General features: G+C 65.4%; 15 protein-coding genes. 4 read left to right on the top strand and 11 right to left on the bottom strand.

Translation table 11 applies throughout. The features are described from left to right. Positions 1-16 precede the first annotated feature (16 nt). Complete coding sequence (locus Q0925_RS09150) at positions 17-181, top strand: DUF7556 family protein (protein ID WP_299334494.1); 165 nt, start codon at positions 17-19, stop codon at positions 179-181. Positions 182-236: 55 nt separating this feature from the next. Then, complete coding sequence (locus Q0925_RS09145; protein ID WP_299334492.1) at positions 237-1,781, top strand: sulfatase; 1,545 nt, start codon at positions 237-239, stop codon at positions 1,779-1,781. Positions 1,782-1,801: 20 nt separating this feature from the next. On the opposite strand, the gene Q0925_RS09140 is transcribed toward Q0925_RS09145, so the two are convergent. The 5 genes from Q0925_RS09140 to Q0925_RS09120 form a co-directional block, all read right to left on the bottom strand. Further along, complete coding sequence (locus Q0925_RS09140; protein ID WP_299334490.1) at positions 1,802-4,945, bottom strand: PQQ-binding-like beta-propeller repeat protein; 3,144 nt, start codon at positions 4,943-4,945, stop codon at positions 1,802-1,804. After that, positions 4,942-6,711: a hypothetical protein gene (locus Q0925_RS09135; RefSeq protein ID WP_299334488.1), complete on the bottom strand. Its 1,770-nt coding sequence runs from the start codon at positions 6,709-6,711 to the stop codon at positions 4,942-4,944. The genes Q0925_RS09140 and Q0925_RS09135 overlap by 4 nt, the downstream gene beginning before the upstream one ends. Before the next feature lie 80 nt (positions 6,712-6,791). After that, the gene (locus Q0925_RS09130; RefSeq protein ID WP_299334485.1) at positions 6,792-8,285 is read right to left on the bottom strand and encodes a sulfite exporter TauE/SafE family protein; all 1,494 of its coding nucleotides are present in this window, start codon (positions 8,283-8,285) and stop codon (positions 6,792-6,794) included. Positions 8,286-8,288: 3 nt separating this feature from the next. After that, on the bottom strand, positions 8,289-11,657 hold the full coding sequence (locus Q0925_RS09125) for a tubulin-like doman-containing protein (protein ID WP_299334482.1): 3,369 nt from the start codon (positions 11,655-11,657) through the stop codon (positions 8,289-8,291). Between the two features lie 151 nt (positions 11,658-11,808). Continuing rightward, positions 11,809-13,866, bottom strand: a complete 2,058-nt coding sequence (locus tag Q0925_RS09120; protein ID WP_299334479.1) for a hypothetical protein — start codon at positions 13,864-13,866, stop codon at positions 11,809-11,811. 308 nt (positions 13,867-14,174) lie between these two features. On the opposite strand from Q0925_RS09120, the gene Q0925_RS09115 reads away from it, so the two are divergent. Next, positions 14,175-15,113 (top strand): NAD-dependent epimerase/dehydratase family protein, encoded by a 939-nt coding sequence (locus Q0925_RS09115; protein WP_299334475.1) that lies wholly within the window; start codon positions 14,175-14,177, stop codon positions 15,111-15,113. A gap of 304 nt (positions 15,114-15,417) precedes the next feature. On the opposite strand, the gene Q0925_RS09110 is transcribed toward Q0925_RS09115, so the two are convergent. Next, complete coding sequence (locus Q0925_RS09110; protein WP_299334473.1) at positions 15,418-16,710, bottom strand: MFS transporter; 1,293 nt, start codon at positions 16,708-16,710, stop codon at positions 15,418-15,420. A 128-nt stretch (positions 16,711-16,838) separates the two neighbouring features. On the opposite strand from Q0925_RS09110, the gene Q0925_RS09105 reads away from it, so the two are divergent. After that, complete coding sequence (locus tag Q0925_RS09105) at positions 16,839-17,132, top strand: hypothetical protein (protein WP_299334470.1); 294 nt, start codon at positions 16,839-16,841, stop codon at positions 17,130-17,132. Positions 17,133-17,219: 87 nt separating this feature from the next. Here the strand turns inward: Q0925_RS09105 and polC are convergent, their stop codons facing one another. The 5 genes from polC to Q0925_RS09080 all read right to left on the bottom strand — a co-directional run. Then, positions 17,220-22,340 carry a DNA polymerase II large subunit gene (polC, locus tag Q0925_RS09100; protein ID WP_299334467.1) on the bottom strand — a complete coding sequence of 1,707 codons (5,121 nt, stop codon included), beginning with the start codon at positions 22,338-22,340 and terminating at the stop codon, positions 17,220-17,222. Further along, a complete protein-coding gene (locus Q0925_RS09095; protein WP_299334464.1) occupies positions 22,337-22,753 on the bottom strand; it encodes a PPC domain-containing DNA-binding protein in 417 nt (138 codons plus the stop codon). Before Q0925_RS09095 ends, polC begins: the two co-directional genes overlap by 4 nt. Before the next feature lie 114 nt (positions 22,754-22,867). Then, positions 22,868-23,260 carry a NifU family protein gene (locus Q0925_RS09090; protein ID WP_299334461.1) on the bottom strand — a complete coding sequence of 131 codons (393 nt, stop codon included), beginning with the start codon at positions 23,258-23,260 and terminating at the stop codon, positions 22,868-22,870. A 25-nt stretch (positions 23,261-23,285) separates the two neighbouring features. Next, positions 23,286-23,621 carry a DUF5783 family protein gene (locus tag Q0925_RS09085; RefSeq protein WP_299334458.1) on the bottom strand — a complete coding sequence of 112 codons (336 nt, stop codon included), beginning with the start codon at positions 23,619-23,621 and terminating at the stop codon, positions 23,286-23,288. Positions 23,622-23,905: 284 nt separating this feature from the next. Continuing rightward, a partial coding sequence (locus Q0925_RS09080; protein WP_299334455.1) for a DHH family phosphoesterase occupies positions 23,906-24,380 on the bottom strand: 475 nt, incomplete at its 5' end.

The following is a 24,380-nucleotide window of genomic DNA, read 5'->3' as shown; positions in this document are numbered from 1 at the left end:
TGAGTATCTAACACACATGGCGACCGATGTGACGGCAGCAGAGGGGCAGTGCTCTGATGTCATGGCCTCGGTGGATGACGGCAGCGGCTCCGCGGAGTTCGTCATCGCCGACGTGTCCCGCGACGATGCGTGGGTCTCTATCGACCTGCCCGACGCTCCGACCCTTGACGACTGGCGGTAGCCGAGGCTGTCCCGGATCCACGACCTTTATTCACCAGACCCGCTCAGAAGGTGCTATGTCCGACGCCCCCGGGAACGTGCTTTTCATCATCATGGACACGGTTCGGGCGGACCACCTGACGCCCTACGGCTACGACCGACCGACAACGCCCGGCTTGGCCGACTTCGCCGCCGAAGCGACCGTTTTTGAATCGGCCGTCGCTCCAGCCCCGTGGACCCTCCCCGTCCACGCCTCCCTGTTTACCGGCTTGTACCCCAGCCAACACGGCGCCGATCAGGAAAACCCCTATCTAGAGGGAGCGACTACACTTGCCCAGACGCTCTCGGCGGCCGACTACGACACCGCGTGTTACTCCTCGAACGCGTGGATCACGCCATATACACGTCTCACCGACGGCTTCGACGAGCAAGACAACTTCTTCGAGGTGATGCCCGGTGACCTGTTCTCCGGCCCACTCGCCCGCGCCTGGAAGACACTGAACGACAGCGACCGGCTCCGCGCGATTGCGGATAAGCTCGTTTCCCTTGGCAACGTCGCCCACGAGTACTTCGCCGGCGGCGACGGGGCCGACTCCAAGACACCAGCCGTCATCGACCGCACGAAGTCGTTCGTCGAGGACTCGGAGGACTGGTTCTGCTTTCTCAACCTGATGGACGCCCACCTCCCGTACCACCCGCCCGACGAGTTCGCCGAGAAATTCGCCCCCGGGGTCGACTCGACGGCAGTCTGCCAGAACTCAAAGGAGTACAACTCGGGTGCACGGCCAATCGACGACGACGAGTGGGGCGATATCCGCGCCCTCTACGACGCCGAACTCGCCCACATCGACGCCCAACTCACCCGCCTGTTCGACTGGCTCAAAGCCGAAAACGAGTGGGACGACACGACGGTGATCGTTGCGGCCGACCACGGCGAACTCCACGGCGAACACGACCTTTACGGCCACGAATTCGGGTTGTACGACCCGCTGGTGAACGTCCCACTACTGGTCAAACACCCCACCCTCGACGGCGGCCGCCGGACCGACACCGTCGAACTCATCGACCTCTACCACACCGTTCTCGACGCCCTCGACGTCGACGGTGGCGACCCCGCTGTGCCGGGCGACCGCGCCGTCGCCCGCGACCCCACGCGCTCCCTGTTCTCCGACCGGTACCGCGCCTTCGACGCCGTCACCGACCCCGACCCCGGACAGGCCGCCGCTCCCGACGGAACGTACGGCTTCGTCGAGTACTCTCGGCCCGTGGTCGAACTCACGCAACTGGAGGAAAAGGCCGCCGCCGCAGGGATCGACCTCCCCGAGGAGTCGCGGTTCTACGCCCGGATGCGCGCCGCGCGCCGCCCGGACGCGAAGTACGTCCGGATCGACCGGATCGACGACGAGGCCTACCGTCTCGATGCGGATCCCGGCGAGACGACGAACCGCGCCGGCGACGACGACCCGGCGATCACCGAAACCGACCGCGTTCTCGCTGCCTTCGAAGAGGGCGTCGGCGGCGCGTGGACCGCCGCCACAGACACCGCCGTGACCGACGACACGGTAGCGGACATGGACGAGGAGACACAGGAGCGGTTGCGGGATCTGGGGTATCTAGAGTAACGGCCGACGGCCGACGGCCGTCAGTCGAGATCGAGTGCTCGAACGCGCCCCGCCGTCGTCGCGACGAACAAGCTCCCGTCGCCGTACGCTGGCTGTGCCCGAACCTTCTCTTTCAGCCGGAAGCTCCACGACTGCCTCCCAGTCAACGGGTCGAACGCGTACACACGCCTGCCGGCCGGGACATAGAGGTTACGCTCGTCGAGGAGAAATGGCGCGAGGATTCGATCCCCATGGTCGGTCTCGGCACTCCACCAACGGCGTTCTAGATCGGTTCCGACCGCGATCACCGTCCCCGTTTTCGTCCCGACGAACACCCGCCCGTCGCCGACCGTTGGCGAGACGGGATCGGTTCTCCCCATGGGGTGTGTCCCCACCTCCGCTCCGCTCTGTGTCGGATCGTAGCGATGGATGACACCGTTTCGGTCAACGACGTACAACGACCCGTCGTCTATCGCCGGGGCGGTGGTGATCCCGTATCCTGCACCGGCCGACCAGATCCGTCCGCCACCGGTATCATACGCTGCGAGCAGTCCCTTCTCGTTCGCGGCGAACAGCCTCTCACCGTCGATGGCGAGTTTCCCGTATATCGCTCCGTTTGTTTCATCCCGCCACACCTCGCGGCCGGTCGCTGCGTCACGCGCGTGGATATTTCCCTCTATATCCCCGACGTAGACCGTACCGTCGGTGACTGCCGGCGGCGTGATTATTTCTGCGGTCCCCCCGGGGAGCCGTCCGGATGACGCCCCGATCCGCTCGTCCCACAACCGGTCCCCGGACGTATCCATCGCGTACAGCGTTCCGCTTTCGCTCCCGAAATAGAGTTTGTCGTCGTGGAGGGCCGGCGACGAGTTGATCTCGTCGTCGACCGCCGCAGTCCACCGTTTCTCGCCGGTTTCGTCGACGGCGTAGATTCTCCCTCCTCGGTCGACGATATACACTGTTCCTCCGCTAACAACGGGAGCGAGCGGTTCATCGTCGGTGTTGTACTCCCACCTCAAAGTCGGACGTGCTCCGGACCCATGCCGACACCGAACGTACCCGCTGTTCGCCCCGTCGTACCGGAACTCGGCGAACCCGTTCGAGGGGTCGGTCACCGACGCGTCGGCTGTCGTCCCCCGTGACCCGTCGTCCGCCGGAGCGTTGCCGGTCCCGCCCTCCTCCGGCGTGTCGGCGTCGCGCCCAACACCGGGGTCTTCCGGCGTGGACGATCCTTCGGCTGGCGTGTCGCCCGTCGGTCCCGGACTCCGGTCCGAGTCGTCGCCGTGTGCCGGGCCGCCCCGGCTCCGTCCCGGCGGATCGTCCGTCCCGGCCACATCGGCGTCGGGGCGGTCGGCGGACGAACCGGACCGATCACCGGACGACGGGAACCCCGAGGACGGCTCGATCAGGCCCCGCTTCTCCGGCGGAACGACCTCTTCAGAGATGACGTTTTCGTACCTCCGCAGTAACTTTTTGATGTCGTCCCGCTGGGGATTCTTTTGTACTTCCTTGAGCAAGCTCCGGGGCTCGATCCGTTGTTTGAGACGTTTGGGGTTGTTCATCATCCCCCGAAGTTCCTTGACCGTCCGCGGTGAGACATCGCTTTGTCCACCCCGCCGGGACTGCCGGCCCTCATCCCCGCTTCCGGTTGCCCCGGCCGGCCGGTCTGTCCGGGACCGCCGGCTTTCTTTCCCGGTCCCGTTCCCGCTCGTCCCGACCGTCCCGGTCGGCCGGTCGGTCGTTCGACTCCGGCCAAGCGCCGCACTGACCGCGGCGCCGACGCCGGCGACGACGACGACGAGAGCGACCCCAACCAGCCCGTTCAGGACGAGCACCCACGCTCCCGAGAGCAACGACACCAACCGCCGCACGAGGAATCCGCCGCTGAGGTACACCGCCGCGCTGACCCCGACGCCGGCGACGACACCCAGCGCCCGGGCACCGATCGAGTAGAGCGACGCCTCCCGCTCGGACAACACGTCGACGCCCCGCCCGTCGAGTTCGGCGGACAGGCTCTCGACGGCCGTCTCCCGGCCCGCGGCGTCAACGAGCCTGTCGAGACACTCGCCGATGCTCTTTTGTGGCGCCGTGAGCGTCGGGTCGGTCACCGACGGCGGCTCCCGCCGTTCGCCGGCCGACGGGAACGGGAGCGAGAACCGCCCCGCGAGTGTCCGGACCCCGACCACCGAACAGAACGATCCACCGCCGACGGCGAGAAGGACTCCCGTCACCGCGACGACCACCCAACTGGGGAAGCCGGCCCCGCCCGACAGCACGTCGGGGATGGCGCTCGGAAGCGGTATCAACGGCGGCGTGAACGTCACCTCCCGTCCCAACAGGCCGAGTACCTCGTCCGAGACCGTGGTCGCGAGGAGGGACGCCGCCACGAGGACTGTCCCGGCGACGGCGGTCGCCACGAACCAGCGTCCCCCCGGATCGGCCCACGACGCCGAGGTCGGACGGGCGACGATGCCGAACCGGTCGTCGAGTCCCTCCCGCCGGATGTGGCCGATCAGCCGGTCCGTGCGCACGGCCGTTCCGGTCCCGTCGCTCAGTTCGGTGACCGTCGCGCTCAGCTCCCCCCGCCAGTACTCGACCCGCACCCGCTCGAGCCGTTCCTCGGTCGAACCGGTCAACCCCGTGTAGGACTGGTCCGGGACGACCACGAAGTCGGCGTCAGCCACCGGGCGGACACGGCCCGCGCGGCTGATCGCGATGCTGTGTTCCTCGCCGAACGTCTCCCGGAGATACGGCACCAGCCCGACGGCGGTCGTCCGGTCGGTCGCGGCGAACTCGATCCGCTCGTCCTCGCTCAACAGCGCCTGTACGTCGTCCTCGTCCGTCTCCGGTTCGGTGTAGGGCCCCGACTCCAACGCGGTGAACACGGCCGAGTTCTCGTCGATAATCCGCCAGTTCGTCTTTTCGACCTCCCTGCGTGCGTCGCTGACGAACGCGCTGAAGATGTCGGTGTCGGGTCCGCCGTCGTGTTCGTACTCGAACGCGAACTGCTCGGGTTGTGCCCGTTGCACCTGCACGTAACAACGAAGAAATGATCGGCTCGGGTCGTAATAGAGCAACACCTCCTCTTTCATCGACCGCCGGATCGCGTCCGTCTCGTGGTCGACGTCCGGGCCGGTGTTCAGCAGGCACGCGCCCGTCTCGGCGTAGATACGAAGATCGCTCATCGTTCGAGTTTCGTCAGGAGTTGCTCCGAGCCGCGGAGAACGGGGATGGTGTCCATGTCCGCCGTGGTGATTCGTGGCTCGTCGCCCCCGACACCGTCCGGATCCTCCACCTCGTACCAGAGCGGCCAGAACTCCTCCGGTTCGTCGAAGTCCTGACTGAGCAGGTTGCTCGCGTCGTGGACGATGTCGACGACGTGGTGACGGAAGTCGTCGTAGTTACGCAACGGCAACGGGTTGTGGTTGCCGTGTTCTCGCTCGGCCGCCCGGTAGTCTCGTAGTGCGAGGTCGGCCTTTGTCACGGCGTAGGTGAACTCCGTGTCCTCGAACCCCTCGTGTTTCATCAGATCCCGGTACCACGTGACGTAGTCGGAGGGGTGGTCCCGGAACTCGTCGCGATCCGGGAGGTAGAACAAGCCCCCATCGTACTCGAACGGGTTGGGCAGATACTGGCTCTCCGTGAGGTCAAGCGCCGACCGGAGTTCGGCCTCCGTTCTCGACCCGTCGTCTCTGACGACCTCGATGTACTCCATCTCGGTTCCGTTCTCGATGATCGGTTTGAGAAAGTCATCGAGCGGGATGGTGAGGATGATGCGATCGGCGTGTCTGACGCAGTCCCAAACGGCCGACGCGATCTCGTCCGACTTGACGACCTCGCCGCCGTCGGTCTCGCCTTCCTGTTCCATCAAGCGCCGGTTGACCCTGTCGACCTGCCGCCGCGCCTCCGTCCAGTTGCTCGCTCGCTCTTCGATGGCCAGTTTCGTGTCCGACCGGACGTTCGCGAGCACGTCGCCGAGCAACGCGCCGCCGTAGTCGATGCTCTGGAGAAAGAGCTTCTCCGGAAAAAGAACCCCGGCGTTGTACTCGATTTCGAGCCACTGCAGCCCCGCCCGGTTTCTGGTCGGCTCCGGGAATTCGCCTTCGACGATGTCGTCTCGGAGCGAGAGAACGTCGTCCGAGGATTTGAGCCACGCGTCCTCGTCGCGGAACTCCTCAACGGTCAGGTGTAGGCCGCCGAAGCCGGCGCTTTTTCCGCTTCGGGCCGGCCCGATCTGGATCACCTTCACGTCGCTTTCGTAGGACGTGAACTTGTACAGTCCCGCCAAACACATGACTCCGAACACGGCGTCGGTGAACGCGTGGGAGGGGTTCAACCCCCAAAGACGAGGGGTCTGTGTCGTCAGCCCGGTTGGGGTGATGCGAACGACCGGCCGGTAGTCGATGTGGAAGTCGAGAAAGCCGATAACGATGGCCGCGAGCGTCACGACAAACAGCAGCCGCGGCGCCCGGTTGAACTCGTACGGCGGATCGTCGTCGATCACGTCGGTCGTGACACCGGCCGCTCGAAGGCCGATGCCAACGAACACGAGGAACGCGACCGTCCCGCTCGGCCCCATGCCGCCAAAGAGCGTCCCGAGCAGTTCCGTGCGACTCGCCAGCACGAAGACGCTGCCCAAGAGGATTCCGATCCAGAAGATGACGCCCTGTGCCCGCTTGTACGAGTCGGCCACGAGTGCGAGTCCCAAGCCGACGTAGAGGCCGACGGGCGCGTAGTAGAACAGCGCCGGCGCCAACCCGGTCGCGTTGATCGCGCCCTGAATGATGATGCGGACGTGTCCCCACGACTGCCACGCGCGAACGAGCATCTCGAACACCGGGATCGCCCCCCCGAGAATCAGCGCCATGTACGCGCCGAGCAAGAGCAGTTCCGCCCGTCGCTGTGGGGACAGCTCCCCAACCCCCCTCAGCCCTGCCAACCCCGAATCCATAGATATCACACGGACGACGACTCATATAAACCCTACTGTCGTCTCGCCACAGTCCGGCGATTCTCCCGGATTGAACGGCCTCAGACGCTCCGCAACACCGCATCCGCCCCCTTGATCTTTTCTCCTTCTTGCTCGTCGAACCGTCGGTCGAACGGAAGCACGGTACAGTGATCGACCCCGATGAGGTCGGCCACGTCCTCGCGGAACTCGTCGGCGTGAAAGACGATCGGCCCATCGGCTCCGTTTTCGGCGGCCATCAGCATCTCCCGGATCTCGACGGCGCCGGTGACCACGACACACACCTCGTGTCCCGGAACGTCGCGATACATCGCACAGAGGCGGTCGTACACGTGCAAACACTCCGCGGTGTCGTCGACCACGTCGGAAAGCGACTGGTACGTCCCGGCCTCGTACCGGTCGCGGTCGACGAGATCGTCGAACGAGACGACCAGTAACAACGTGTTTGCCCGGTCGATCCGCGTCAGAAACTGGTCGGCGTTCGACCGGAGGCCGTCGCGGAGCCACCCGGGGAGAAGCAGGCGCGCCCCACGGGAGAGATACTGAATCCCCCTGCCCACCACGGTCCGCCGCTTGCCGACGCGGTCCTCTAAACGCGTCACCTGCGTCCTGCCCGGGGGGCGCTGGCTGTCGACACGAACGACCGTCCGGCGGTTGAGCGGCCCGCCCCGCCTGAATTTGAACGCGGTCGACTCGATGTCTTCCGGCAAATCCGCCCTGCTCCGTGCCTCGGTGGCGTCGTTCAGTTGCTGGGCCCCGATCGGATCGGCGTCGGCTATCGGCTGGACGCCCCGGTACGCGTCGTGGCCCTGCGCGTGGTTGTACAGCCCTCCGACCAGGTTCGCCTTCGCCGTCCCTGCGGTGTCCGGGCCGAGAACGAGCATGGTCGTGCTGTCGGAGTATTTCGTGAACACGTTGAAAACGACCACCAGCGCAACGACGCTGACTGTGTTCACGAGCAACGACTCACCGCGGACCGACACCGGACCGACCGCCTGCGTGGTCACCTGGCCGGTCTGGAGGTTCCACAGTATCGGACTCGCATACGTCAGGTGAAACTCGGCGAAGGCGACGAGTGCCGTCACCGACACCACCGCGTACAACGCCTTCGAGGCCGTCGGGAACCGCCGAAGATCCCACCGGTTGGCCCGCTTCGACCCGAACCCGCCCGACACCAGTCCGATGAACGCGCCGGCCAAGAACGCCCACCAGTACCCGAGCCAGTCGACCGTCTCGATCCACTCGCCCCGCCGGGACAACGTCCACAGAAACGCCGGAACGGCGACGAACAACAGGACGAGCCCCTGAACGGTTTTGTGACCGTCGAGCATGAACAGAACGAGCCACGCGCCGACGACCCCGGCCGGAAACACGACTGCAACGTCGATGTTCACCCCGATGGACCCGGTCACGAGGTATGCCACGTTGAACACGAGATCGCGACTCTGCCACGCCTCCCCCATCATCCGCGTCGCCTGTGCAAACGCCACGATGATGATGAGCATCGCACCGAGAACGGTAATGACCTCCCGGCCCCGCGCTGAGACGTCCACCATCGCTCAGCCCGAGTCGTCGAGGTCGACCGTGCTCTCGAACGAACTGACGGTGGTGTGTGTCTCGAAGATATCAAGCCGGTCGTCCTCGGTGGCGTCGACGAAGTCGTTGAGCTCCGACGGGTCGTTGAGATTGATCAGATCGTGCCGGTAGAGGTACGCGCCCCGCCCCCGTTCGTCGACCATCGTGCGGTCCCGTCCGTCGAGTCCGTGGGTGTGACGCACCTTGATATCCTCGGAGAGCGTGTCCCGTTGTGTCATGTACACCGACTGATAGCCCGAGGTCGACCCCCTGACCGGCGCGAGATTATCGAGAAAGACTCCCCCCACGAACGTGATCAACGAGGTGTCCCACGGGCCGCCAAACGGACAGACATTTGCCTTGTACCCGTCCTCGCTACTCTGTGCGTACACGCCGCCACGGAGCGTCTCCTCTATCTCGTCGGCGACGCCGTACTCATCGTCACGCGCCGCGAACGCACGACCCATAAACAACGGGACGATACGGTGGCCGTCGTACGCGCTCGTGATCTCTATGGTCTCGTCATCGTCGAGGTAACTGTTGTCGGCCTCGATCGTTCCCGCCTCGAGCGGAAGCCGCCCGTCGAGTCTGGCGACGTTTTCGGCGAAGTTCGTGAGACGGTGTGCGATCAGGCCTCCTTCGTCGTGGTGTAACTCGGCCCCGACGAGGTCCTCCCGACCGAGCAGCGTCTCCTGATCGCCCGAACTGATCGTGCTGATGTACTTGTTCTCTGAGGTGTTGCGCTCGAACGTGAGATTCGGGCGTTTCGGACCCATCCCGCCGTCGGAGAACGTCCGACCCTCCTCGTTCATGATCTCCTTGAGCCGCTGGATCCGTTGTTGTCTGCCCCGTACCGTCTCCCGATCCGCTTCGAACCGGTCGATAAGGTCGTCTATGGGCGTTACCAGCGCCGACCGCAACCCCGCGTGGACGGTCCCGGGATCCTCGCCCCGTCCGCCCCCGGACCGCGTGAGTTCGTCCACGAGAGCAGGTGCAGATGTCCCCGAGAGGTCGCCGCTGAGTCGGTTCCGCAGCGTCGTCGTGTGGCCGCTGGTCTCGCCCGGCCACGAGATGTCGGGGAGAGTTCCTTCCCACTCCTCCCCGACCTCGTCTTCGAACCACGTCCGATCGAGTCGCGGGCTTCGCAGTCGCCGCTCGAACGCGTCGACGACCTCGTCCAGATGGGTGCTGCGCCGCTCGGTGAGGTCGTTTGCGATCTCGGTGTACACCCCGTCCTGCTTGAACACACAGTAGAAGTTGCTGTCGAACGACCGTTCGAACTCGAACAGCTCGTCGTCGACCTGTTCGATCACCTCCTCGAACGTCCGACGCTCCGAATCCGCCCCGTCACCGACCCACGGGAGCAGGGACGACAGCCCACTGCCGGCCTGTTCTTCGGCTCTGAGACTGGCCCGTTTCGCCATCCGAAGCCCGCCGATCGACGTGTTGATCGCCGTCTCGTCAACCGGCTCCTCACCGATCTCACGAAGCTGACGGTTCAGCTCGCCGAACCGGTCGAACTCGAACACCTCGGTGTCGAGTTGTGCCGACGCGTCCGCCCCGTCGATGGCGGTGACCGCGCTCGTGATCGACTGCTCCAGGTCGGCGAGAAGTGTCGATAGTTCGTCCTGATTCTCGTCGATCTCGATGATCGCCTCGATCGACGACCGAACCTCGTTTTCCCACCCGGCTTTCGTCTCCTCAAGTTCCTCGGCCGCCACGTCACGTTTGAACGTCTCGAGGAGAGCGATGTTGGTCCCGAGGCTGTCGATCCGTTCGGCGAGTTCGCTGTCGGATTCGGTCAACCCGTACAGTTCGACGTTGAGGGCGGGATCCATCGTCCCCTTGATCCCCTCGGCGATATCGTCGTTGTCGACGAGCGAGAGGGTGCGATAAAGGTTGCCACGGCGCGTGATCGCGGTCAGTTCGTTCCGGACGAACTGTTCGAGCGCCTGATCCTTCTCCTCCCGTGGGTAGCGTTCATCAACCGGGTCGAGCCCCTCGGCGGGCTGAGCGGCGCTGGTCACGACCGCCTCGTCACGCTCAACCATCGCGTCCTCTCCGACGGCGTCCTGCTGTTGTGCGACGAGTTGGCTGAGCGTATCCCGCCATTTCAGCGCCGACTCGTACCCCAGTTCGTCGAAGATTTCCTCCTCGAGTATCTCCTGTAACCGGTCGAACCGAGACCGCAACTGCCCCGCCTGCGCCTTGCTGAGGCTGAACTGATCCGACACCACCGGCTGGCCATCCCGTGCTCGGCGCAGACTCTCGGCGGCCTCGTTGTCGAACTTGCCGATAACGAACCCTTCGAGCGCGTCGTACAGGGCGTGTTCGGCCTCCAGCGGATCCTCCTTTGCTGTGAGAAACTCGTCGATCTGTTTCTTTGCCGTCTCGGCGTCGTTCACCGCGAACCGGGCGGTCTGTGGCACCGCGACCGTGAACGGGGCGTACTTCGGCGCGCCGACGTCGGAGGTCACGTCCAACCGATCCTCCTGATTCGACGCGAGGTTCCGGTGAGCCATGATCGTCTGTGCGACCGCCTGATCGAACTCGTCTTCGTCGTTGACGGGCCCGAACGGCACCAGAACCACGTTTTTGAACGGGCTTTGGCCGGTCCGCGAGAGGTACTCGACCTCCGAGAGTGCGGCGTGGGCGTTCGCCCGGAGCTCGGTCGCCTCATCCTCGCCGGGGATCACGGCGAACAGATGGACGGTGCTGACGCTGTCGTTGATCCGGCGGGCGATGTCGAGAAACATCCCCGACCCCGTCCCGCCGCCGAGTCCGACGACCATGTACACGTCGTTCGCCGTCGTGTTGAGAATCGGATCCAGCGGGTTGTTTCCGGTGTTGCTCGCGTGAAACAGCGCCTTGCTGAGTGCTCGTCGCCGGATTACACCCTCCTCGTATGAGTCGCCGACCAACATCTCGTCGTTGTTTTCGAGCCACCACGCCTGTAGTCCGGCACCCTTGGCGATATCGCGGACCGTCACCTCCGCCGTAAGCCCCGTTCGACTCGTATACCGCTCATCGATCCCGTCGAGGGGATTGATATACTCCACCGCCGTGTCGAGCGTCTGTGTGTTTCGGTTCAGGTCGTTTGCCATCCGCTCGATTCGGTCGTTGATATTCTCGATACGAACCCGGTCGTTCGACTGCTCGTCGCTCGCCGTGTCGACGACGTAGCCCTCGAAGTTCGGTGTTCGGTCGTCCTGTCGCGGATCGATCCCCTCCTCGACGATCCAATCCGTCTCCATAAAGTCGTACACGACCTGTTTGCCGGCCCACCCCAGTCCGACGATCATATCGGGAACGCTCGCACGCACCTCACCGCCGTTCCCCTGCGAAGCGACCATGTCACAATGCATTCCGCCCGATGTAATGAATGTGGGTGGTGGCCGCCCCCGGAATCGGGCGGCGACGATGTTTCACGCCACGTCGCGACCGCCGGAATCCTCGGTCACACAATCCATCATGAACGACACCGCAACGCGTCGGTTCCTGCGGTCAAAGCAGGTCTGCGTCGTCGAAGCGGTTCACCGCCCTGGTCGCCTCCCGTTTCACGTCGGCATCGGACGCCAACCGCAGGTCGCGGAGACGCCGTATAGCGTCGGAGTCGCTGTCGGCGATCAGTGTCGGCCGCCGGCTCACCACCCGTTGTAGTATCCGGGTCGCCATCACGACCCTTTCGGTTTCGTCGGCGTCGAGTTCGTCGACGACCGCCGAGACGCCCTCGGCGTCAAGTCCGTCGACGAACCTGGAGAGGGCGTCGTCGTCGACCGCCGTGGCGGAGTGCTCCATGATAAAGCGATCGACATCGGTCCCTGCGGCCGGTGTCCCGGTGTCGTCGATCGGTTCGGTGTTCTCGGCCGTCCCGTCGTTGGCCACCGCCCCGTCGCCGCCCTCCGGGCCGCCGTCGAGACTCGGAGACTCGCCGGCGCCGGCGTCGGCGTCGGCGTCGGCGTCGGCGTCAACCCCGTTCTCCGTCCCCGCACTCGGAGGACCGCGGTCCCGATTCCGGTCCCGGTCCGTGGTGTCGACGTCCGGCGGTTCCGCCAGCGAGAGCGACCCCCAATCGATCCGGCGGACACCGACGACGAGCAGTCCGACCCCGACGAGGAGAGCGAGTACCCCCGGATCGGGGATCGGAACCGACGATCCACCGTCGCTCCCGCCGCCGTCGGAACCGGACCCTCCCCCACCTTCGGTCGGCGTTTCGGTTGCCGCCGTCGTGGGCGTCGCCGTCGCCGTCGCCGTCGGCGTGGCTGTGGGCGTCGCCGTCGGCGTCCCGACGGTCAGCGACTCGCGGTATTCGCCACCGTCGACGTCGATTGCACGGATCACGACGGTCGTCTCACCGTTCGCCGCGTCGACCCGTCTCCGGACCGTAACCTCCGCTCTTGGCTCTCCGTCGTAGGCGGTGGCCGTGTCAACGGTTGTTCCGTCGGGACCCCGGGCCTCGACGACGACCCGCGTGACCCGCCCGTCGTCGACGCGCCCCTCGACCGCGATGGCGTCGCCGTCGACGCGGGTGGCCGCCCCGTCGACCGTGATCGTTGGCGCGACGTGGCCGCGATAGTCGATCGGTAGCTCACGGCTTCGGGTGTTGCCCGCCACGTCGGTCGCCACCAGCGTGACCGATTCGGTGTCCTCGTTGACCGTGGCGGTGAACTCGAACTCGGTTTCGAGTCGGTCCCGTGTCGGCTCCTTCGACGTCGGGTTCACGGCGTACTGCTGGTCGCCCGTGTTCTCGATCCGGTACTCAAGCGAATCCACCTTGACATCGTCGCTGACGGTCCCCCCGATCTTGAGACGGCCGTCGGAGATCCGCTCGAACCGATCCAGAACGATCGTCGGCCGTCGGTCGTCCTCGACCGTGACGGTCATGTCGTGGGTGCGCCGGTGCCCGTGTTCATCGATGACCACCACCTGCAGGTCGTTCTCGCCGAGACCGAACAGGAGCGGCTTCGAGACGTTCGTCCCGGGATCGTCGATGCGGTACACCGTCTGGTCGCGTCTCGACCTCTCAGCAAACGTCCACTTGTAGTTCCGCTCGATCCGCACCCGACTGATGTTGCTCTGGTCGGATATATCGGCCGCGAGCGTCGCATCCCCGGTTTCGATCGTCACCGCTCCGTCCGACGGATACCCCCCCGACTCGAACGGCGACGTGTACGTCAGCAAAGGCGCCGTCGAGTCCTTCCGGACCGTCGCGGTCACCTGGCTGGTGTCGTCTGCCTCGACGACGACCGACACCTCGTGTTCGCCGTCGCTGAGGTCGAGCGTGACCCGTTCGGAGAAGGTTTCGGTCCCCGGTTCGAAGGACCGGCGCGTCTCGCCGTCGACCTCGACCGTCACCGACTCGATTGCCGCGTCTGCCGAGGCGTCGATTTCGACCCGCGGATCGTCGGTGACGGTAACGGTCTCGCCGTCCTGTACACCCGTTCTGTCGATGCTCACGCTGAGGCTCGGCTCCGCGACGACCGTCGGCGCGAGTGCGGTCACGAGTGCGAGACAACACACCGCGGCCGCGACGCGACTCCCACGACTACGACTCCCCCCCATACTCCATCGGTAGGGACCGATTACACTAAGTGTTCTGCACGGATGATCGCCCGCCTGCGAACCGCCGAGACCGACCCCACTCACCGCCCTCGAGAAGCGAGTCTGCGGTGTGTGGACCGACGCGGCCGTCGACCACGTTGGAGCGACACGCACGGGTGTGGGCACTCGGGAGCCGGAACAGCCTCCAACGCCCCGGATTCCGGATCGGACGGTGACCCTCCCTCACCGCTCCGCTCCCGGTCGGGTTCGACGCATCCCCGCCCGTGGCGACCAATACTCATTTGAACCCCTCGAAAATTGTAGTCAGTGTGAAAGACAACCGTGTCCTCGTCACGGGTGGAGCGGGGTTCATCGGCTCGAACCTCGCGAACCACCTCGCCGCCGACAACGACGTCATCGCTCTCGACGACTGCCACCTCGGGACGCCCGAGAACCTCGACGGCGTCGACGAGACGGGCAACGCCAGCGGCCCTATCGAGTTCGTCGACGCGAGCGTTCTCGACGACGACCTCCCGACCGATGTGGACGTCCTGTTTCACCTCGCGGCGTACTCCTCGTACACGATGGTCGAGGAGAACAAACGCGAGGCCACGCGTGTCAACGTCGAAGGATTCGTCAACACGGTCGAACAGGCACGCAAGAACGGCTGTGACACCGTCGTCTACGCCTCCACGTCCTCGATTTACGGCTCCCGGACGGAGCCCTCGCCCGAGGATATGGCTATCGAGGCTCACACCTGCTACGAGGCGTCGAAACTCGCCCGCGAACGGTACGGCGAGTACTTTGGCAACCACTACGATATGCGTCTGGCAGGCCTGCGCTTTTTTTCCGTGTATCAGGGGTACGGCGGCGCGGAAAAACACAAAGGCGAGTACGCAAACACGGTCGCACAGTTCACCGACGACATCGCCAACGGCGAGTCGCCGGTCCTGTTCGGCGACGGCTCACAGACCCGGGATTTCACCCACGTCGACGACGTGGTCCGGGCGCTTGAACTCGCAGCCGACCACGAACTGGACGGTATCTACAACGCCGGGACCGGCGAGAGCTACGACTTCAACACGATGGTCGAACTGATAAACGACGAGCTCGGGACCGATGTCGAACCCGAATACATCGAGAACCCCCTTCCGGTCTACGTCCACGACACGATGGCCGACGCAACCAAACTGCAAGCGGAGACGGGGTGGGTCCCAGAGGTGAGCTTCGAGGAGGGGGTCTCACGGGTGTGCGACCCGTACAGGTGAGGACTCGGGCGTGACGACCGGAGCATGGGTGTCTCCCCCATTCCCGTTCTCGGCCCCGATCGACGACGGGAGCCGTCGCCCGCGCCGACACTCATGCTCGGTCAGAGAACGTGGCGCTCGGTGGGGCGAGGTGACAGCACCACCGGATCCGACCGGACGACCCCGCGGTAACGCTCCGCCGAAAAGCCCGGCCCGTGGCTCGGTCACGTCCCACGCCGGAGGAACGGGAGCCACCCGCAGGGACGCGGTTCATCGCGAACGAGGCCGAAATTTCCGGCGGCGGCCAGTCTCCACTCGGCCGCGCTCAGTCCGTCGCCGCGGGGGTTAAAGGCGGGTTGGCCGTCGGTTCGCGCACCTGTGTGTAGACCAACACCAACCCGACCGCCCCGCCGCCGGTCGCAACGACGAAGGGGACCGCGAAGCCGAAGCCGACCAAAACGCCGGACAGGAGCGTTCCGAAAGCGATGCCGAGGCCGAACCCCATCGTCAGCAGCGAAAGCGTGGAGCCCGACTGGCCCTCGTCGGCGAGTTCCCCGGCCAGCGCCAGCGACGGAGCGAAAACGGCGGCGACGGAGGCTCCCTGTACGAATCGCAACACCCCCATCGCCAGCGAGGAGGCAACGAACCCTTGAAACAGCGTCGCGGGAAGCAGGAGAACGAACCCGCCGATCAGGAACGGCCGGCGGCCAAAGCGGTCGCTGAGTCGGCCGACCGGCAACTGAAAGAGCACGTTCGCCAGAACCGCGGCGCCGAACTGCAACGAGAATATCAGGTCGCCTTGCCCGAGTCGTTGATTGATCGTGTTGGCAAGCGGGGCGAAGATAGCGAAACTCATCGCCATCACGACCGTGGTGAGCGCGAGTGCAAACACCGAGTCAAGCCCCGATCCGTCGCGGTTCCACACCCGCACGGATAGGTCCTCGCCGGCCTGTGCCGTGGTCTCGTCGGGGTCGCCGATGAGGGCGGTGACGAGCACGAAACTGACCGCCGCCGCCACAACCGCGATCAAAAAGGCCGCGTCGAACCCGGAGATGACGACGCCACGGAGGTCGTACGGGCCGAACTCGACGACAACCCCAGCGACGACCGGTCCGGTGCCGAACCCGAGCAGGCGAAACGTGTTGAACAGTCCGAAGTTTCCCCCACGCTCGCCTTCGGCGGAGTACTCGTTGACAAGAGCGACGGTCATCGGCACGGTGAACGCCGCGCCGATGCCCTGTAACGCCCGCAACGCGAGCACCGAGACGTAGTCGGCCAAGACGAGAAAGCCGAGGCTGCCAACGGCGACGAGCGCCAGCCCGAACAGCAGATAGATCTTCCGTTTCCCGGTCCGATCCGAGAGCCGCCCGGTGAACGGTTGTCCGAGGCTGTTCAGAAACCCAAACAACGAGAGCACAACGCCGATCAACAACGCCTCGGTCAGCCGGAAGGAGACAGGCCCAACGGCGACGACCCCCCCGACGTACCCGGGCAGCGCGACGATCCGACCGATGTACAGCGGCAGAACGACAACCAGAAACGAGTTTGCGACCGCGTCTACCATCCGGGCCAGCGCCAGGGTCAACACCCGCGAGTCCAGGTTCGGATCGGGAACCATCGACGGATCGTTCGAACGGGAGAAAATTATGCGCCTCGCTTACCCTCCGCCGGCCGCTACACCGTGCAACCACCCGCCCGTCGGCACCCTGTGGTCACCTTCATACGCGAGCGGCCCCAACGCCGTGTGTGTCGGCAGATCCAGTCCCCATCTCGCGTCTCGAATCGGCGCTCCCGTCTCCACCCGGTGCGTGGGAGCGCCACGACGACGGCAGCGTCGTCCAGTACCGCCTCCCGGGCGATAACGGCATCTGCATCGACGCCAAACTAACCGTGTGTCCGGACCTCGTCGGCCCCGCAGCCGTCCGTATCAACCGTGTCTCGGGCTGTCAGAGTGCGGGAACGACACGACACGACGAACTCGGGGGTGCCGTCGACGCCGTCGAGGCAGAACTGACCGACGCGCCGGCGACAACGGAGTAGCGACGAGTGGCGGTCGGCGTGCTTGGCGCTCGAACGCCGTTGTGGTTCGGTTGAAGCGTGGCGGCGCCGACCGGTTCGGTCGATCCGTCACATGAAATCGTCGAGCCGCGAGGGTTTGTTCCGGTCGTTCTGGAAGACGCTCTCTAGACTCTTTTCGAGCACCTCCAACCGTTGTTTCGTGTACGGCCGACAGCCGAACTCCTCGGCCACCTCGATGGCGGTGTCCATGTACTTGTTCACCGATCCCTCGTGGACGGTGAGGTTCACCCGCCCCCCACACTCCCGGCAGTCGCCCGAGAGCGGGACGCGGCGGTACGTCTTGCCACAGTCCAGACACCGGGTTTCCTGTCGGGAGAAGGCCCGGAGATTGCCGATCAGATCCGGGAGAAAGTGGTACTCGATGACCCGTTCGGCAACGTCCGTCTCGTCGACGGCCCGTAGGTTCCGGGCCAGTTCGAGTTGGGCGTCCATCTTCTCCATCATCGACCCCAGCGTCTTGTACGCCGAGAGGTCCGGTCCCAGCGCGATGTCGGCGGTGTCGTGGGTGTGGTCGAAGCCGCGGTACTCCGACTCGGTCCCCAACGACGCCGCCGCGATCTCGACGTCGATGTCCTCGGGATCTGCCATTTCCCTGGTCGCCTCGTAGAACTCCCGGGGGTACTCCCGCACCACGTCCATGTTGTGTGCCTCGTCGTCGATTTCGGTCGGATCGATCCGGGAGGACATGACGAGAGGGGCGTCCATTCTGCCCCCCCTCTGGTCGGGAAGGAACTCCTGACTGAAGTTGAGGAGGCCGTCCATGAGGAGCATGACGCAGTCTTCGTCGCCGTCGCACTGTTTTTGCGACGTGTCGTTCGCTATCAGCGAATGCGTGTCCGCGACGGTGAGACAGTACGTGTGGTCGACATCGGATTCGACATACGAGACATCGACGATCTCGTCGACGAGATACTCTCCACTACCGCCGTCGAAGACGCGTCTGCTTCTCGGTTCGATCTCCTCGATTCGTGCCTCCAGTCGTTCCCGTTTTCGTGAGAGGTGGAGGTCAACGGTTTCCGCGAATCGGTTCGCATCTTCGGAGGTGATGTGAAGGACGTAGGCTTTTGGGGACATCGGCTCGCAGTCAACGTCGGAGAAGTCGGGGAACTGCTTGGCGAGCGAGACGGGATCGGTCGTATCGACTCGGGCCGCAACGCCGATCCGCGTGAGCAACGCGAGCAGGTCTTCTTTCAATTCCCGACTGATGATCGTCGCCGACACTTCGAGCCGACTCTTGTCGACAGTTCCGTCCCCACTGAAGTAGCCGCCGAGATACGCGGTGACGACGTCGTCCGGCGCGTCAAAGATACACGGCGGAACCCGTTTGTTTCCGGCCCCGACTCCACAGTCGAGCACCGTCTCGAAGAACAGTCGTGGCAACCTCCCCGAGACGGTTACTTTCACGTCGTTTTCCCTGTATGCCTCGACGCCGAACGCCGACTCGAACGCCTCGATGAAGAACTCTCGCGCCTCGGGTTCGATCCCCGAAATGGTCGTCTGGTGGCCCACTCCTTTGGACGTTTGTTGATCGCGGACGAACCCTTCTGCCGCGTAGTACCCCAAGAGCGTCGCACACTCCTCGTCGATGTCGACGAAACGGGTGATCTCGACTCGATCCCGCTTCATCGCGAGCGTCACATCGTCGGGGACGCGTTCAACGACAGCGGTCGGTGAGCCGAATACCTCGACGAGCAGGGACGCTGGGATACTTTCCCGGTAGACGTAGTTGCTCAGCGCTTTCTTCGTCAATCCGAGGAACTCGGCTGTACTCTGTAACGGATAGAACTCGCCCTCGTGGTCGTCCTCCAGTGCTTCTCTGAAGAGGTCGTAGAGCTGATCTCTGCCGATCCCCTTCACCATGAGCGAGTCAGTCGGAACCTCGTCGATCGCCACGAACTTCTCCAAGAGGTCGAACCGAGGCATTGACCCGGGTACGTCTACCTGTGTCGGCGTCACCAGCGCGTCTACGGTCGTGAGTTCGCTGGCTCGTTTGGCGACTGCTCCGTCCCCGTCGAAGACGTGGACGTCGTGATCCGGGGTAACCGTTATTTCGCGGCCACCCCGCGTTGTGAGTGAGACGAGGTGATCGGGTGATGGATGCTTCGAGACGGCATCGACGGGTTTAGCGACGATTTTCCCGTCTTCAGTCAATGACGGGACTCGAACCGATCCATCGAGTTTCTCCACGAGCGTCCCGAAATCATCGACTTCTGGATCGTCGAGCCGATCCTCGACCAACCGTTCGATCCGCTCGTGGTTCCACCCGCCATCCTCGTCCCGGAACCACACCTTCGTCTCCGGATGGAAGCAGTTCCGCCGCTTCGCCGCGTGGAAATACGGATGTGCGTAGCCCACCGACGCCGAGGTGAACCCGACGACGCGACCGACCACCGCGGCGGAGGTGTGTGGCGCCATCCCGAAGACGAGTTCGCCCACCAACTCCGACCGCTTTTCGACCTCGTAGAACGCCGGGAGGTCGTAGAAGTCGGTGAGCAGGTCGTCGACGAAGCCGGCGGTTCGGAGCAGGTGGTCGGCCGCCCCGTCCGAGAGAACGACGTCCTGCACCTTCAGTTCGACCAGTTGGTCGTCGAACTGGAGCGGTTCGCCGTCGATGTCCGTCTCGTAGCCGAGGCCTTGGAGGTCAGCGGCGGTCACGTCGAGTTCCTCGGGCCGCACTGCGGTCACCGGCAGGTCCGTCATGTCGTACCGGACGGTACCGTCTTTAAACGCGCTCACGCCGTGTTTGGCGCGGAGAATCCCTTTTTCGATGGGTTCCGGGGTCTTGTTCGCGGAGGTGAGCCCCTTCACGCCTTTCAGGATGTCGAACGCCGCCTCCCGTTCGCCGACCGCCGCAAGCGCCTCCCGGTATCGCTCCCCGACATCGAGGGGCCGACGCTCCGCGCTCGTCACGTCCCGATCACAGCGCCCGCAGTGGACCCGCCCCGACTCGTCGGGGTCGACGATCCGTTCACACGAGCCACACTCATACACCGGTTCGGTATGCGCGTCACAGTCCGGACAACGCGCCCGGTAGGTCTCTCTCCCACAGTCGTCACACATCCGGCGACCCACCTCGGTGGACACCACGCCCCGCCCTTCGTCGGTCCGGGCGGTCGCCGCGCCACCCACATCACGCTGACTCCCGCCGGCCTCGCCGATGGGAAACAGCGTGTGTACCGCCGGCGAGAGGTCGCGGCTCTCGGATTTTTCGGGGCGGCCCATCCGGTTGCCGATACGGGTCGGCGCACGTTCTCTGACCGTGAAGGGAGCAACCGCCTCGACGGCACGGACCGCGTTCTCGCCGCCGTCGTACTCGCGGGCGACTGCCGGCAGGTCGTCGGTCGACCACTCACGCTCCAACGCCGTCGTCACGCCGAGCGATCGGGCGAGTGGCCGCCACTCCGGGATTCGGATCCGGCCGTCGTCGGCGACGTGTTCGACGAGCAAGCGTTCGAGGATCCGTCCGACCGAGTCGTCGATGACCAACCTGTCCGCGGTCGGATCGCCGTTTCCCGGGGGCACCGACTGTACCCCACCGTCGCCCGACAGTGCCGGGTCCGGACCGGTGGCGTCTCGGGTCGCGACCACCTCGCCCGCGGCGACCGCCGCTGCAAGCGTCTCGAACTCGTCGACGCTCACGTCGTGCCAGAGGTAGGTGTACGCCGGATGCAGCGGGCAGTCGAAACCCGTCGCCCACCGGAGCGCCGCCGCCGGCGTCGGCTCCGAGAGGTCGACCCGCGGGTCGTCCCGGAGCGCCCGTACGTCCGCACCGCTGTCCTCGAACTCCTTCACCCACCACTCGACGGTGTAGGAGGCGGGCGCGAGCGGGTGGTTGTTCTCGACGAACTCGCCGTAGTTGACGAGATACTCGCCGAGGTCGAGAATCTCCTCGACGCCGTTGCGGACGGCAAGCGCTTCGTCGGGGTCGTCGATCCGCCGCACCTCGCCGTTCGCCAGACGGACGGTCGGCCCCTCGATGGTGTCGACGGGGACGACCCCCGCCGCCTTTCCCGGGCGCTCGGTTTTGATCTGTGTCCCGGGCGCGAGAAAGTCGTCGACGAGATGCATCGTCGCCGGGTGGACGCCCGCCGTCGCGAAGCCGTGGTTCCGGGCGCGGCCGTACCGAAGGCGAAAGCCCCCAGGCTCCGAGGGGTGACCGAACACCGGGCGCCCGGCGATCAGGTCGCGAAGATATTTCTCCGAGGAGTCGACCCGCGGTGGGCCCGTCGATGCCGGGTCCGCGTCGGTTCCGTCCGCGTCTCCGGTCGCCTCCGCGCCCGCCTCGTCGCCGGTGGTGTCGGCGGCGTCGTCGGCCGCTTGGTCCGACGCGCCGACCGTCCCGTCGATGAGATCCTGGAGCCACGGCCACTCGACCGCCGCCAGATCGCGGGTGTAGCGCTGGATCTTCGGTGCCTTTAGCGCAATCCCCTCCGCGAGAACGAGACACATTCCCCCCCGCGCGGCATTGGTGTCGATCCGTTCCAGATCCCGGAAGCCGGACACCTCCTCGTCGCCCGTCGCCTCGCCGTCCAGCATGATCGGGGTGTGTTTGGCGATGAACTTCGTTTCCTTGTCCTTTGGCGTGTACTGGAGTCCGGTTTCGGAGTCGTAGAGGCCCACCTCCTCCGCGTAGCGTTCGACCTCCTTCTCGCGTGGCTTGAACTCCTCGATGTCGAGCAGCGACCGAGCGTAGTCCGCGACGAGGACCGACAACGCCTGTGCGGTCCCGCCGGCCGACCGGATCGGCCCGGCGTAGTAGACGTTGACAAACTCGGTTCCGTCGTCGTTCTCCAACAGTTCGACCCGGTCGATCCCCTCGATCGGCGCGGCGACGACCCCCTCGGTCAGGAGCGCAACCGCCGTCCGGACCGCGCCTTCGATCTTGCCCGCCTTTGTGTCGTAGTCGCCGACCGTTCCCTCGACGAAATCGGTGACCAGTTCGAGCGCGGCCTCCTCGCGGGACATCCGCCCGTCGAGGTCCCGGACCCGTTCGGCCACGCCATCGATGCCGAGAATGTTCTCGACCCGGTCGGCCATGTCTCTGGCGACCGGAATCTCGACCTCTGTCTGGGGGTCATCGCCCCGAGATTTGGCGCGTTCGGCCCGTTCGAACGCCTCGTCGAGGCGGCGTTCGATCCGCTCGAAATACCGCTCGTCCTCTGGCGTCACGATCCGGGTCGGAACGTCTCGGTCGTCATCGTAAACGGTGCGTCGTCCGCGAAGGCACGGAGGTGTATCCGCCCTTCGACGGCCGTCGCCGCGTTGAGATACCCGCCGAGCGCCTGCCCACTCGGCCGCGAGAGAACGGCGTGTGCTCGCGCGAACGGGTCGCCGTCCGGGCGCGAGACTCCACCGACGCAGGCGGCGACCGTCAACGGTTCGTCGAACCGGACGGATCGGTGGTCACCGGTTTCGGGATCGTACCACCAGAGGTCGGCGTCCCGGACGACCCCGGTGCCGGTGAACCACGCCGATGCGACCCCCTCGGCGGCGGCGGCTCCCTCGACCGCCCCGCGCCAGTCGTCGCCGTCCTCGACGGCGACGAGATACTCCGCACTCACGGCGAGTTCACGAGCGTCCATAGACGGCACACGACCGGGGCCGGATTAAACCTTACTCGGCGCGGTCGCTCGCCGATCAACGACGAAACAAAACGGAACGGAATCCGGAGACGACTCCCGTGGACGACGTGCCGATCAGAAGGGGGCCTGCGGCCCCTCGTCGCGGCCGTCGGCCCCGTCGTCGGTCGTCTCGCCGGGGAACGACGGCTCCATGCCGCCGCCGTGGCCGCCCTCGGCGCCTTCGCCGCCCATTCCCTCCATGCCTGTGTCGGCGTGGACCTTCGTGATCTCGGGGATATCCTTGACCATCCGGCTTTTGATCGCCTGAATCGTCATCGGCGAGATGCCACAGCCCGAACACGCGCCGCCGAGCTGGATGCTCACCTCACCGGTCTCGATGTCGATATGCTGGATTGCCGCGCTTCCGCCGTGCATCTGGATCTGCGGGAAGTTGCGGCGCAGGAAGTTCGTTACGCGCTCGCGGAGTTCGTCCTCGGCGTCGTCGGCGTCCTGAGCGTCGGTACTCATACACCACGGTTGCGTTCCGACAGGCTTAGACCTTTGGTTCATCCCCATCGTTGAGGCCGAACACGCTCCGAAGTTCCCCTTCGATCTCCTCAACGTACCGGTCCAGCGTCGCCTCGATCTTCCCGTCGTCGACGACGATGGCGGTCACCCGATCCGCCGGATCGTCCGGGAGTTCGATCCGGAACCCGCCGTCCTCGTAGAACGGTTCGGACTCGTTGAGTACCTGCTGGTCGATGGCGTGGACGAGTTCCGAGTCGAACCGCTCGTTCATGGTCTCGAAGGCGTTCTTGTAGGCCCGCTGGAGTTCGGTGAAGTAGTTTGCGTACTTGTCCTCGAACTTCTCCGGATCGAAGTCGGCCATACGGGAACGTTTCCGTGGCGCGGCCAAAAGTGGGATGGTCCGACCCGGGTGTCGGACGGGTCCGGACGCCACCCGTCGTTTCGTCGGGGTGGGCCCTCGTGTGCGATATCCCTGCCGGTGGCGCCTCGGTCTTCCGGATGCACACCTCGGCGACGCCGTCGGATCGAGGCACCGGTGTCCAGCCGGGCAGTTTCTCGATTACGCCAGTGATCCGTTCCGGTCGTTCCGTCGGACACGGCAGAGTCACCGAATGCCGGGGCGGGCGCCACGCCACACGCGGTGGCCTACAACTGGTCGGCGACGCGGTCGTTCGCCGCCTCGACGAATGCCGCCCGTGTTCCCACCGGAATGGTCGCCCCGGCGGCCACGTCGTGGCCGCCACCGTCGCCCCCGACCGACCGTGCGGCCTCCCGCATCACCGCCGAGAGGTCGAGCCCGCGCCGGACGAGACTGTGAGGTGCCCGCGAGGACACCTTCACCGCCTCGTTCTCGCCGTTCTCGTCTCCGACCGACGCGAAGGCGACGATCGGCTTGTCGGCCCGCACCCCGTCGGTCCCGAGCGCCATCCCGGCGACGATGCCGACGATGGTTTCGCGGATTCTCGTCCCCGCGTCGAACCATTGGAGATTCTCCTCGACGGTCACGCCCTCCGATGTCACTAGCTCCAGTCCTTCCGAGAGGTTCGTTCTGTGGGTTTGGAGGAGCGTCCGCGCCCGGTCGAGGGCGTCGTCACGGTCGCCCAGACACACCGCCAGCCCG

Origin of the sequence: Haloplanus sp., from assembly GCF_028275055.1 — an archaeon.
Taxonomy (GTDB): domain Archaea; phylum Halobacteriota; class Halobacteria; order Halobacteriales; family Haloferacaceae; genus Haloplanus.
The sequence above is the reverse complement of the archived record's forward strand: the minus strand, read 5'-3'. Positions and strand labels throughout refer to the sequence as shown.

Coding starts and splice junctions, on each gene's coding strand:
- Q0925_RS09150 (WP_299334494.1), top strand. CDS start 17: ATGGCGACCGATGTGACGGCAGCAGAGGGGCAGTGCTCTGATGTCATG.
- Q0925_RS09120 (WP_299334479.1), bottom strand. CDS start 13,866: ATGGGGGGGAGTCGTAGTCGTGGGAGTCGCGTCGCGGCCGCGGTGTGT.
- Q0925_RS09085 (WP_299334458.1), bottom strand. CDS start 23,621: ATGGCCGACTTCGATCCGGAGAAGTTCGAGGACAAGTACGCAAACTAC.
- Q0925_RS09135 (WP_299334488.1), bottom strand. CDS start 6,711: ATGGATTCGGGGTTGGCAGGGCTGAGGGGGGTTGGGGAGCTGTCCCCA.
- Q0925_RS09130 (WP_299334485.1), bottom strand. CDS start 8,285: ATGGTGGACGTCTCAGCGCGGGGCCGGGAGGTCATTACCGTTCTCGGT.
- Q0925_RS09145 (WP_299334492.1), top strand. CDS start 237: ATGTCCGACGCCCCCGGGAACGTGCTTTTCATCATCATGGACACGGTT.
- Q0925_RS09095 (WP_299334464.1), bottom strand. CDS start 22,753: ATGGACGCTCGTGAACTCGCCGTGAGTGCGGAGTATCTCGTCGCCGTC.
- Q0925_RS09125 (WP_299334482.1), bottom strand. CDS start 11,657: ATGGTCGCTTCGCAGGGGAACGGCGGTGAGGTGCGTGCGAGCGTTCCC.
- Q0925_RS09140 (WP_299334490.1), bottom strand. CDS start 4,945: ATGAGCGATCTTCGTATCTACGCCGAGACGGGCGCGTGCCTGCTGAAC.
- Q0925_RS09090 (WP_299334461.1), bottom strand. CDS start 23,260: ATGAGTACCGACGCTCAGGACGCCGACGACGCCGAGGACGAACTCCGC.
- Q0925_RS09110 (WP_299334473.1), bottom strand. CDS start 16,710: ATGGTTCCCGATCCGAACCTGGACTCGCGGGTGTTGACCCTGGCGCTG.